This window comes from Phenylobacterium sp. (genome assembly GCF_036264965.1).
In the GTDB taxonomy this organism is placed as follows: Bacteria; Pseudomonadota; Alphaproteobacteria; order Caulobacterales; family Caulobacteraceae; genus Phenylobacterium.
The window spans coordinates 26,723-38,601 of sequence record NZ_DATAPY010000115.1 but is presented as its reverse complement, the minus strand read 5'-3'; the positions used below and the strand labels follow the sequence as shown (position 1 = coordinate 38,601).

The window sequence follows — 11,879 nt, the reverse complement described above, 5'->3', positions numbered from 1 at the left end:
ATCCTGCGCGCCATGGCCGACGCCCTGGAGGCCAACCGCGAGCGGCTGATCGCCATCTGCGCGCTGGAGGCCGGCAAGACGTTGTCCGACGGGGTCGCCGAAGTACGCGAGGCCGCCGACTTCTGCCGCTACTACGCCATGCTGGCCGAGCGGCAGTTCGCCCATCCGGAGACCCTGCGCGGCCCGGTGGGCGAGACCAACCAGCTCGCCCTACACGGCCGCGGCGTCTTCGCCTGCATCAGCCCGTGGAACTTCCCGCTGGCCATCTTTACAGGCCAGATCACCGCGGCGCTGGCCGCCGGCAACGCGGTCCTCGCCAAGCCCGCCGAGCAGACCCCGCTGATCGCCGCGGCGGCGGTGCGCCTCTTCCACGCCGCCGGGCTCGATCCCGACCTGTTGCACCTGCTGCCCGGCGACGGCGCGACGGTCGGTCAGACCCTGGTCGCCCACCCGTCCTGCGCCGGCGTCGCCTTCACCGGCGGCACGGAGACCGCCTGGGCGATCAACCGCACGCTCGCCGCCCGCAACGGGCCGATCGTGCCGTTCATCGCCGAGACCGGCGGGCTCAATGCCATGTTCGTGGACACCACGGCGCTCCGCGAGCAGGTGATCGACGACGTCATCGCCTCGGCCTTCGGCTCCGCCGGCCAGCGCTGCTCGGCGCTGCGCATGCTGTTTGCCCCGCACGACACCGCCGACGCCCTGATCGAGGGCCTGGCCGGGGCCATGGACGCGCTCGTGCTGGGCGACCCAGCCGATCCGCGCACCGACATCGGCCCGGTGATCGATGAGGACGCGCGGAGCCAGCTCGCCAGACACCACGAGCGCCTCGGCCAGGAAGCCAAGGTGCTGCACGAGCTGGCCGCGCCGGCCGGCGGACATTTCTTCGGACCCGTGCTGGCGGAGATCCCGTCGGCGAGCTTCCTGCAGAAGGAGGTGTTCGGTCCGATCCTGCATGTGGTCCGCTATGACGCCAACGACCTGCCCTCGGCCGCCGCGCCCCTGGCCGCCGCCGGCTATGGCCTGACGCTCGGCGTCCACAGCCGCATCGAGGCCTTCGCCGAACAGGTCCGTAGCCTCGTCCCCGCCGGCAACGCCTACGTCAACCGTTCGATGATCGGAGCCGTGGTCGGCGTCCAGCCGTTCGGCGGCGAGGGCCTGTCCGGCACCGGCCCCAAGGCCGGCGGCCCCAACGCCCTCTTACGCTACGCCGTCGAACGCGCGCTCAGCGTCAATATCGCCGCCCAGGGCGGCGACCCGGCGCTGCTGAATCTCTAACGGACGGTGGTGGCGCTGGCAGGACCCACGCCGCCGAGGCGAATTGCAAAGTCAGCGACGATACCAACAGAAATGCCGACCGCCCTTCCCGCTGGGCCTGCGACAGCCAACGCGCATAAGCGGAATTAGCCGGTGGCCTAGAAATCTACGCAAATCCGCCCGCGCCGAGATCATCCAGGTAGCTATGAAGAGCCCTCGCCTCCCCGGCCTTCACCAGCGATTCCGCCGTCCGGCCACCGAAGGCGGAGATCGGCTGGGCGCGGCGCCGGCCCAGGCGGCGATGCGGCTGACGATCTCCAACATCGCGCGCCCGCCGCGCTGAGTGTTGGCCGGTGGTGTGGACCCGTCGCCTCAGTACTTCATCCGCAGACCCACGGTGTAGTAGCGCCCGACCGGGTCGTCGCCCGTCACGTACGGCGTGCCGAACCCGGGAATGCCGGCGAAGGTCGTCGACGGCGAAATCCGCGGCTGCTGATCGAACAGATTGTCGATGATCACGAAGGCCTGCAGGTCGTGGCCAGCCGACCTGAACCGGTAGGTGAAGTTCAGGTCGTGGTACCAAATCGCCGGCAGGTCAGGGCCGGCGTACACCTGCAGCGGATTGCCGCTGCGCGCCTGGCTGCTCAGGTAGCGCGCTTCCCAGAGCGCCGAGAACGGCCCGATCTCATAGCCGACGGTGGTCGTCACCCGGTCAGCGGAAAGGCCCGCCACTCCGGTCGCCTCGGTCAGCTGCGACGTCGGATAGGTGCGGCTCTTGAGGACCGGCTGGTGGGACCAGAGCAGCCGTAGGTCGAGATGCCCAGGCAGGCCGCCGATCAGGTCGCTCAGGGTGCGGTCGGTCCGCGCCTCGACGTCGAAGCCGTGGGTGTAGGTCTGGGCGATGTTCTGGTTGAGATTGTAGACGAGCGTCGGGAAATTGGCCGCGCTGTGGTCGCTGAACGGCAGCGGCCGCACGATCGTCGAACAGACGGGCGAGGTTCCACCCGAGTTCTCGCATTCCTGCAGGATCGCGGTGTTGGAGCCGTTGATGGAGCCGATCGCGTTGTCGATGACGATATTATAGTAGTCGAAGGACAGCGAGAACCTCGGAATCCAGGACGGCGTGTAGACCACGCCCGCCGTGGAGGTTCGCGCGACCTCGGGCACCAGGTTCGGATTGCCGCCGCCCTGCACCCTGATCACGCCGTTCACGCCGGTGTGGGGATCGTTGACGTTGAGGATCGAGATCGTGGTCCCGGCATAGAGGTCGGCGAGTGTCGGCGCGCGGATGTCGCGCGACTCGGAGAACCGGAACCGCAGATCATCGATCGGCTGGTAGTTCAGGCCGACCTTCCAGGTGGTGGCCGGGCCGCTGGAACTGTAGTCGGTGTAGCGGGCCGCGCCGTTCACCTCGAGTTTCTCGACGAACGGCAGGTCCTTCAGCAGCGGGAAGACGCTCTCCACCCCCACTTCCCAGACACTGTTGGAGCCTTGCTGCGGCGCCTGGGTGGCGTAGGCCCAGTTCGTTGTCGGCGGCGCGCCCAGCCGGATGCCGGTCGTGACAGGCGTCGTGAGCGAACTCGCGTTCGAGGTTTCCACCAGGCTCTGCGACCGGTATTCGGCGTCAAGCGCCACCGAGACCGGGCCGGCCCAGTTCTGGAAAGCGACGCCTGAAATCGTGGCGGCGACGTCGTCAATCTTATTCAGCGCCTGCCACTGGGTGTTGTCGTAAATGTAGGCCTTGGCCGCGGCGCTCGCGGTGTTGTTCCCGAGCAGGTTGAGCGGCGTGCATCCGGGGTAGAGTCCGGGATTGGTGATCGACACCCGGCAGACAGTGTTTCCGCCCGGATCCTTCACCGCATCGAGCGCGGCGTAGAAGCGCGGATAGTTGATGTTGTTGTACAGGTCGGAACGGACGCGCGCCTCGCCATGAGTGTAGTAGGCGTCCCAGACGAAATCCTTGAACGTCGTTCCCATCAGGCCGGCAGTGATGTTGTAGTTGCTCGTGGTCTGGGTGGTCGAGCTGTCCGCCGCGAGGTCGCGGCTAAGTCGCGCCACGGTGAAGCTGGGCGCGTTGGCGGCGGTCAGTGCGGCTTGCTGGCTCGCCGAAAGGAAAGCGTTGCCGCTAAAGATGGTGAAGGGTGTCGGCGGGGCGTTGGCGGTGAGCTGGTCGGCGCTCCGTTCCTCGGTCCCGTTGACCTGGAGATAGGCTTTGACGTCGTTGCTGACGTCATACTCGAAGCGGCCGAACAGCTGGTCGCTGCGGACCGGCGGGGTGAGCGCCAAGCCACTGTAGTAGGCGCCGTCGCCGCCCACCGCGACGCCGTTGCTCTTGGTCGGCGTGCCTGGATTGAAGGGTGCAAGGACGCCGGCGCCGACGAATTGCTGACCCTTGAACGGACCGCTGGTCACCAGACCGCCTAGGCTCGCCCCTGACAACCGGGCATCCTGCGTCAGGACGAACGGATTGGCGGCGGTTCCCGCGCCCGTATAGACCGGCACTGAGGCGCTGTAGTCGCGGTCTTCGTGCGCCTTGATGCCGGTGTTCTGGTAGTGCTCGTAGCTCCAGATGACATGGCCACGGTCGAGAACGTCGCCGCCGCCCGCGATCCCCAACTTGGTTGAGGGCACATCGCCGCGATCCGAAATCCCGGTCTGGGCCTCGACGGTCAGGCCGGTGAACTTGTGGTCGAGGACGAAGTTGACGACGCCGGACACGGCGTCCGAGCCATAGACGGCCGAGGCGCCGCCGGTGACCACGTCCACGCGCTGCGTCAGCATCTCGGGCAGGGTGTTGGTGTCGACCTGGCCGTTGAGCGTGGTCGGCGGAACACGGCGCCCGTCGAGCAGGATCAGGGTCCGCACCGGACCCAGGGAGCGCAGGCTCAGGAAGTTGCCGAAAAGGACGCTCGGTGGGCCGCTGCCGGCGCCGTTGGCGGACCCGGCGTTGATCGCGGACCCCGCGAACTGCGGCAATTTGTTCAAGGCGTCGGGGATCGTGGTGGGCGTCGTGGCCTCGAGCCGATCGGCCGTGGCGATGGTCTCCGGCACCGGCGACGTGAAGCCGTCGCGGATATGGGTGCCGGTGACGACGACTTCCTCGACCTGTTGCGGGGCGGTGGCGCTTGCCGCCGCGGTCGCCAACGTCGTCTGCGATAGAGCGGGCGAAGATAGAGCCAGGATGCTCGCCCCACTGAATAGGGCCGCCGTCAATCGAATGCGCATCATCCCCTCGCGTTTCCATTCCCTTTGACCGATCCGCTGAGCGCCCGGTCTTTGGCCCCGACGTAGAGATTCACTCACGCCAAGACACCCCTTAATATCCTTGGAATAGTTACGAGAGAAACTATTTATATTCTTGATCAATTATATCGAAGTGTTTCTAACGACATCAGAATTCATCGAATTCATGTCGATCTATATTTGCCATTTTTATTCGCCACTAATCACCCCGACTAGGGATAGCTGCGGGTGACGAACCAGAAGACGCCCAGGCCCACGAGGAAGCTGGCGGCCAAGTCGACAGTGATCGGGCGTGGCGCGGCCAGGCGCAGGCGTCGCAGCCCCATCACCAATCCAGTGACCGCGAGCACCAGCGAGAGTTGGCCGAACTCCACGCCCAGATTGAAGCCCACCAATAGTTCGGCCAGGCGCTCGGTGGGCAGCTGCATCTCCAACAGGTTCGAGGCGAAGCCGAACCCATGGATCAGGCCGAAGACCAGGGTGATGAGCACCCGGAAGCGGCCGGCGTCGGCCAGACGCCCAGACATCATCAGGTAGCTGCCGGTGAAAAGCCCGCCGCCCAGCAGAAGGAGCGCCGGGAGTTCGCCCAGGCCGGCCCAGGCCGCCAACGCCATGAGCGCCAAGGCCCCGCCCAGGACGGCGGCGATGGCGGCGGGCTTGCGGATCTGTTCGGCGACGTTCTCGGCGCCGATCAGCACGATGGTCAGGGCCACGAGGGCGTCGATGAACTCCGCGTGCGGCCGGATCACGCCGGTGACCGCCAAGGCCAAGGTCAGGCTGTGGCCGAGCGTGAACCCGGAGACTACGAACACCAGGTCGCGCAGCCGTCGGGAAATGAGCACCAGGCCCAGCAGGAACGACATGTGGTCGATGCCGGTGAAGATGTGCATCATCCCCATGGCGACGAACTCGAGGAAGCTCGCGCTCTTCAGCCGGCTGGCTGCGCCATCGGAGACCTCGACCGTCTGCCGGTCGCGCGTGATCAACTGCTCGGCGAACGCCCCCGACGCCTGATCCTGGATCTCGGCGAAGTTGGTGTGGCTGGGGACGAGGTCGAAGAATGCGCGCGAGGTGATCTTGAGGTCGGCGGCTGAGCGGCAGCGGAACGTGAAGTCATACTTGCGGAAGCCGGGCGCGGCCGCCGGTGTCTCGATGGGCGGCGCGAGCGGGCAGCGGTCGCCTCCAGAGCTCGGATAGACGCGGGCCGCCAGATAGGCCTCGACCGTAGCGTCGGAGGGCGACGTTCCTGTAGGCCCCAGCCGCTCGACCTCGCGCGTGGGGATGGTCATCACGAGGTCGATGTCCGCGCCGTTGATCTCCCACGCCGAGTGGGATTCGCTCAGCGTGTGCGCGGCGGCCGGGCCTGCGCCCGCGAACAGGCCCAGCGCCAGCACCAGCAGCACGAAGAGCCGGAGCATCAGCGCAGGTCCTTGGCGACCAGCAGGTTGGCGCGCTTTCGCAGGAAGCCCTGGTACTGCACGGTCGCCTGGCGCACGCGCTCGTTCCGATAGTCCTGCAGCACCTGCGGTCGGGCGGTTTCGAACGCGATCGGCTGCGGCGCCGTGTTCTTGAGCATGTGCAGCACATGGACGCCATCGGCTTGCGGGACCGGCGTGGAGACCCCGCCGGACGGCAGGGCCGCGGCGGTATCGAACAGCTCATTGCCCAGGTGGATCTTGGCGGCGAAGTAGAAGTCCTGGCCCGTTTCCTTCCCGCTGTCCCTGCCTCGGAGGCGCGCCAGGACGGCCGCGTCCGGTTCACCCGCCCGCAGCGCGCGCGCCGCCGCCGCGCCGTCCGCCGCCGTCGCGAAAAGCATGTCGCGGACGGTCATCACGCCTTCCTGCTCGTACTTGTCGGCATGGGCGTGGAAGTAGGCGCGCAGCTTTGCATCGCTGGGTTCGGCGGTGATCGCATCCGCCGCGGCCATCTGCTCGACCGCGTTCACGGTAGCCGAGCGGACGTCGGGATCGGCGGCGGCGACGTCGAGCTCCTTGCCGCGCTGCACGAACAGTTCCTCGCGGATCATGTCCTCCAGCACCTTGCGGCGCTGGGCGGGCGTGGTGTGGGCGAAATCGGTGCGGAAGCTCGCCTGCAGCTGGGCGTAGTAGTCGGCGCGCGCGATCGGTTGCTGATTGACGAGCGCCACGTCCTCGGCCGGCACGAACAGGGTTGTCGTGCTTTGCGCGGTGAACAGGCTGTAGCCCGCCAGGGCCAGGCCGACGGCGGCGCCGGCCGCCATCAGCGCCAGCGAGCGGCGCACGCTCACGCGGCTGAAATCCCAGATATTGGAGATCGTCGGGTCGGCTGTCATCGGACCTTGCTCCGGGGCGCCCGGTGCGAGAGCGCATAGACGTAGAGAGCGGCTTCGCGGATGCGCAGCGGCGAAAGGCGGCCCGCCCAGGCGGGGCACAAGCCTTGCCGGCCGTGCGTGATCGAATAGGCGATCGCCGTCGGGCCGCCGTCGCCGTAGAGCCAGACGCGATCCGTCAGGTTCGGCGCCCCGATAGCCGGATCGCCCTTGGCGTCAGGCGTGTGGCAGTCGAAGCAGCCGCCCTTGCCGGCGTAGATCCGTGCGCCCGCCGCCGCCTGGGCCGCATCCGCGGGGCGATGTTCGAGGACCAGCAAGTAGTCGGTGACCGCCGCGATCTCGTCGGGCGACAGCGGCGGCACGCGCTCGGTCGCGGACGGAACTAGCTGGCCATAGGCCGGCATAACCGCCAGGTTCCAGCCGCGACGGTCCGGGGCGCGGATTCCGTGGGCGATCACCTTTTCGATGTCGCTCACCCGCCCGTGTCCATAGAGCCAGTCGCGATCGGTCAGGTCCGGCGCGCCCAAGGTCCGATCGCCCTTGCCGCCGGCGCCATGGCAACTTGCGCACCGGCGCAGGTACACCGGCCGCCCACGCGCAACGCCCGCTTCGAACAAGCCAGCGTCCTGCGCGATCGCCTCGGGATCACTGCGCACCAACTCGGCGGATACCTGCGCCGCGCGTGCGACCCACAAGCCGCCAGCCAGGGACGCGGCTAGGCCCGCCAGCAGCCAGGCGCCGCGCGGCGCCCTGCGCAGGCCCCGCAAACGCTCACCAAGGCGGGCCGCGCCCTGTCTCCGCAAAGCTCAACCTCCCAACAACCTGGGTTTATTTGATGGGATCATCAGCTCCATTTGTCAATAAATCAGACTTGCAAATACCTATTTCGTCAAATTATATCTTTCATGCCTGAGGGTTAATCTAGATATTTATATCGTATATTTTCAACGATACTCCGCATTGACACACTATGACGCAATTTAAGTCTTTAAATCCGCGCTCGCGCGCCGGTATGCTGAGCCGTCCTCGCGACCTTCGGGCGAGGCGCACGGAGAGGAGTCATGCTGGCATCGTTGTGCGGTTGGCTGGAGAAGACGCCGCTCAGCACCTTCGTTCAGGACGCCGGCTGGGTGATCCCGCTCTGCCAGATCGTGCACATCCTTTGCTTGGCGGCGGTGATGTTCTCGATGCTCTTCCTGGACGTCCGGGTGCTGACCGGCGCACCCCGTCGCGTGGGCGTCCAGGCGCTCGCCCGCCGTTTCCTGCCGCCGGTGTGGACCGCCGTACCGCTGATGGCGCTCTCCGGGGCGGTGCTGATCATCGGCGAGCCGCGGCGCGACCTGTTGAACCCGGTCTTCCAACTCAAGATGCTGCTGCTCGTGCTGGCGCTTGCGCTCACCTTCGCCCTTCAGAAGACGATCGCTGACGCTTCCCTCGCCCGCGGCGACGGCGGCGAAGCCTCCTGGGCGACGCAGATCACCGCTGGCCTGTCGCTGATCACCTGGCTCGCGATCGCCGTCTGCGGCCGGTTCATCGCCTACTTCATGGGTTGAGCTCAACCGGCGGCCCACTTCGGGAGATCTTTCAATGTCTATCGCCACCGTCGCGAATGGGCTGCAGGGGCTGGCCGTCGCCCGGTTCGTCTCCCAGGCGCCTTGGGCGTTTCCGGTTGTCGAAACCGTGCACGTGATCGCCATTTCCCTGGTCGTGGGATCGATCGCCGTGGTCGATCTGCGGCTGCTTGGCCTCTGGTGGCGTGAACGGCCCGTGGTTCAGGTGGCCGATGAACTGCTGCCTTGGACCTGGGCCGCCTTTGTCGTAGCCGCGGTCGCCGGCGGGCTGATGTTCATCTCCGCGGCCGTCAAATACGTGACCGACCCGCCGTTCCAGTTGAAGATACTGTTGCTGGTGCTGGCCGGCGTGAACATGCTGGTCTTCCACTATGGCGCCTATCGCCGGGTGGCCGACTGGGCCGAGGGCCGGACGCCGCGCGCGGCCAAGATCGCCGCGAGCCTGTCATTGGCCTTCTGGATCGCTATCGTCGCGTGTGGCCGGATGGTCAGCTTCACCACCCAGGATCAGTTCGGCCCGCCGCCGAGCGCCAGCGCGAGCGTCAAGGCCCCCACCGCGGGCTAGTGCGCCAGGGCGTCGACCTGGGTCTCTTCGGACGCTTGGTCGATCATTGGGGCGCCCGGCGCCAGGCCGCGGCTCAGGACAAGGCTCGCCTCCAGCCCGCCTTGCGGGTGGTTTGCGAGCGTGAGCTCGGCGTCGCATTTGCGCGCCAGGCCGCGCGCGATGGTGAGGCCCAGCCCCACGCCGCCCACCGGCTGCGGCGACGGGGATTCCAGGCGCACGAAAGGCTCGAAGACGGAGTCAAGCTTGTCCTCGGGGATTCCCGGCCCGAAGTCGCGGATGCGGATGCGCAGCCGGTCCCCCTCCAGCGCGGCCGACACCTCTGCACGGCCGCCGTACTTCAGGGCGTTGTCGAGGAGATTGGCGAGACAGCGCTGCAGCGATGTGGGCGGCGCCTCGACGTCGTAGCCGGAGCGCCGGGTCAAGACCGCCGTACGGCCGCACTCCGCGGCATCTTCGACAATGCTTTCCAGCAGGGAATCGAGGGCGATCGGGGCGAAGGCCTCCTCCGCCTGGTCGCCGCGATGGAAGTCGAGGCCCTGGCGGATCAGCGCCTGCATCCGGCCTAGGTCGTCGATCAACCGGCTGCGCAAAGCCGCGTCGCCCACCTTCTCGAGCCGCAACCTCAGACGGGTCAGCGGCGTCTGCAGGTCATGGGTGATCGACGCCAGGATACGCGTACGCTCCACGGCGTGGTCGTGCAGCTTCGATTGCATGGCGTTGAACGCCCGGATCGCCTCGCGCACCTCGGAGGGGCCGCGTTCGGGTAGTGGGGCGCCATCGGGATCGCCCCCGATCGCTCCGGCCGCCTGGGCCAGGTCCTCAAGCGGCGCGGCCGCCATCCGCGAGGCGAAGAAGGCCAGCACCGCCACGGCCAAGGTGAGAACCGAGAGGAAGAGTGCGTCCGGCATGGGCATCTGCAGCGCGTCCGCCCGCGGGGTAAGCGCTGTGAGGTCGACCGTCTTGCCGTCAGCGAGGCGGACGGTGACCACCCAGCAGGCCAGGTGTGCGTAGAAGGACGCCGCCGCGGGCCGGGCTATGCAGGTCGCCGACGCAGCCCGTTGCGCGTGGCTGCCGCGTCCGATGCGTTGGTTCAGCATCCGCGTGAGCTCGGGCTCCGCCCCGATAAGCCTTTCGCCGCCGCGCAGCGGATGCAGCCCCAGGATCCCCTCCGACAGCATCTGGGCGCGCACCTTGGGTGGCGCGTGATTGATCAGCGACACCATGTCCTGGGTGCGATCGACCACGCGGACCATGTTGATATGCTCAAGGTCCGACGTGCGCCGCATGTTCGCCAGGCCGAGTGCGAGGCTGGCCGAACCGATCACGCCTACGAGCAGGAAGACGAACAGCCGGCCCGCCATCGAGCCGAAGTAGCGCCGGAGGCTCATTCGAACTTCACGGCCGCGGCCAGCACATAGCCCTGGCTGCGCACCGTCATGATCAACTGCGAGGCCCGGGCGTCGTCGCTGAGCTTCTGGCGCAGGCGGCTGATCTGCAGATCGGCCACCCGTTGGGCGGCGCTGTCCATTAGCATCGGCTGCGAAGTGAGTGTCAGCAGCTGTTCGCGCGTGAGCACCTCGTTGGCGTGCTCGACCAGGAACTTCAGCAGGCTGTACTCATTGCCTGACAGCATCACGACCCGCCCCTTCGGGTCGCTCAGCCGCCGGTTCTCGAAGTCCAGGGTCCAGCCCTGGAAGATCGCCCGCTTCGGCGGCGGCGGTTCCTGTGGCGCCATGGGCGCATAGGCCCGCCGCATGACGCTGCGTACGCGGGCGACCAGCTCGCGCGGCTCGAAGGGCTTGGTGATGTAGTCGTCAGCGCCGACCTCAAGGCCGATCACCCGATCGATGGCCTCGCCGCGGGCGGTCAGCATGATGATGGGCGTGTCGCGGGTCGCACGGGTCATGCGGCATAGCGACAGCCCGTCCTCGCCCGGCAGGTTCAGATCGAGCACGATCAGATCGACGGAATGGTCGTTCAGCATGGCGAACATCGAGGGTCCGTCCGAGGCTGTCAGCACCGTGTAGCCCGCGTTGGCCAATGGCTCGGCCACCAGCGTGCGGATGTCCTCGTCGTCGTCGACCACGAGCAGGGTCCGAGACGCCGCCTGGGGCGCTACGGACGGTTGCGGCCGCACTTCGGCCTGGGCGGTCATCTGCATGTTTCCCGGAGCGCCAGCGGTTGTTCCGCCGACGCGACCGTTCCTCCTGATCCTTGGGGCCGCAGCGCCGATCAGGACCCTGCGCCCGATCTCAGCCTAACGCTGCTCCCCCGTCGGCGAAAGTGTCAAAGTGTATCAGGACGTGTCGTTGCGCAGCTTGGGGACATATTCCGAAAGGTTAGATGAGATTATAGACACTAATCGTCACTGTATTACTTGAGTCGAATAAATATAGCGCGCGCGTTTGCAACAATAGTTGTTGACCTAAATTCGGGTGATCGCGATCATGAAGCTAGAAATTGGATCGGCCGCAAGTCGATCCTGCGACATAGGGAGATTGGCATGACGCGGTTTCGTGGGTGGTCCTGGCGCGCCGCGCTGGCCGGAGCGACGGGCGTGACCGCGGCGCTGGCGGCGTCCGGCGCTCTCGCCCACCACTCGTTCGCGATGTTCGACAAAGAGCATCCCGTCCAACTGCAGGGGACGGTCAAGACGTGGGAGTTCACCAACCCGCACAGCTGGCTGGTGATGATGGTGATGAAGGATGGCCGGCCGACGCAGGTCATGGTGGAGGGGGCAAGCGTGGACACCCTGATCCGCCAGGGCTTCGGCCCGAACACCTTCGCGCCGGGCGAGAAGATCAACCTCGTGATCAGCCCGCTGAAGAACGGCGGGCTGGGCGGCGCCTTCGTCAAGGCGATCAAGGCCGACGGCACGGTGCTGACCGAGTCGCCGACGCCGAACTGACGCGCGCAGCGCTGCAACAAACGCCAA

At 67.0% G+C, this 11,879-nt stretch carries 10 protein-coding genes; 4 read left to right on the top strand and 6 right to left on the bottom strand.

Annotated features, from left to right (window positions below; translation table 11 throughout):
• Positions 1–1,278 (top strand): L-glutamate gamma-semialdehyde dehydrogenase (locus tag VHS75_RS14960; RefSeq protein ID WP_329639418.1); only part of this gene is annotated, 1,278 nt, incomplete at its 5' end.
• 351 nt (positions 1,279–1,629) lie between these two features.
• Here the strand turns inward: VHS75_RS14960 and VHS75_RS14955 are convergent.
• From VHS75_RS14955 to VHS75_RS14940, 4 genes are all read right to left on the bottom strand, one after another.
• Complete coding sequence (locus tag VHS75_RS14955) at positions 1,630–4,401, bottom strand: TonB-dependent receptor domain-containing protein (RefSeq protein WP_329639417.1); 2,772 nt, start codon at positions 4,399–4,401, stop codon at positions 1,630–1,632.
• Between the two features lie 311 nt (positions 4,402–4,712).
• Positions 4,713–5,918 (bottom strand): HupE/UreJ family protein, encoded by a 1,206-nt coding sequence (locus tag VHS75_RS14950; RefSeq protein WP_329639416.1) that lies wholly within the window; start codon positions 5,916–5,918, stop codon positions 4,713–4,715.
• Complete coding sequence (locus VHS75_RS14945) at positions 5,918–6,811, bottom strand: peptidylprolyl isomerase (RefSeq protein WP_329639415.1); 894 nt, start codon at positions 6,809–6,811, stop codon at positions 5,918–5,920. Before VHS75_RS14945 ends, VHS75_RS14950 begins: the two co-directional genes overlap by 1 nt.
• Positions 6,808–7,425: a c-type cytochrome gene (locus tag VHS75_RS14940; RefSeq protein WP_329639414.1), complete on the bottom strand. Its 618-nt coding sequence runs from the start codon at positions 7,423–7,425 to the stop codon at positions 6,808–6,810. The genes VHS75_RS14945 and VHS75_RS14940 overlap by 4 nt, the downstream gene beginning before the upstream one ends.
• A gap of 444 nt (positions 7,426–7,869) precedes the next feature.
• Here VHS75_RS14940 and VHS75_RS14935 point away from each other — a divergent pair, with 444 nt between their 5' ends.
• Together VHS75_RS14935 and VHS75_RS14930 are read left to right on the top strand one after the other, a co-directional pair.
• The gene (locus VHS75_RS14935) at positions 7,870–8,361 is read left to right on the top strand and encodes a hypothetical protein (protein WP_329639413.1); all 492 of its coding nucleotides are present in this window, start codon (positions 7,870–7,872) and stop codon (positions 8,359–8,361) included.
• Positions 8,362–8,395: 34 nt separating this feature from the next.
• Positions 8,396–8,944, top strand: coding sequence for a DUF6644 family protein (locus VHS75_RS14930; RefSeq protein WP_329639412.1), 549 nt, complete (start codon positions 8,396–8,398; stop codon positions 8,942–8,944).
• On the opposite strand, the gene VHS75_RS14925 is transcribed toward VHS75_RS14930, so the two are convergent.
• Complete coding sequence (locus VHS75_RS14925) at positions 8,941–10,332, bottom strand: ATP-binding protein (protein ID WP_329639411.1); 1,392 nt, start codon at positions 10,330–10,332, stop codon at positions 8,941–8,943. The genes VHS75_RS14930 and VHS75_RS14925 overlap by 4 nt on opposite strands.
• Positions 10,329–11,099 (bottom strand): response regulator transcription factor, encoded by a 771-nt coding sequence (locus VHS75_RS14920; protein WP_329639410.1) that lies wholly within the window; start codon positions 11,097–11,099, stop codon positions 10,329–10,331. The genes VHS75_RS14925 and VHS75_RS14920 overlap by 4 nt, the downstream gene beginning before the upstream one ends.
• Before the next feature lie 348 nt (positions 11,100–11,447).
• Here VHS75_RS14920 and VHS75_RS14915 point away from each other — a divergent pair, with 348 nt between their 5' ends.
• Positions 11,448–11,852, top strand: a complete 405-nt coding sequence (locus tag VHS75_RS14915) for a DUF6152 family protein (RefSeq protein WP_329639409.1) — start codon at positions 11,448–11,450, stop codon at positions 11,850–11,852.
• Positions 11,853–11,879: the final 27 nt, after the last annotated feature.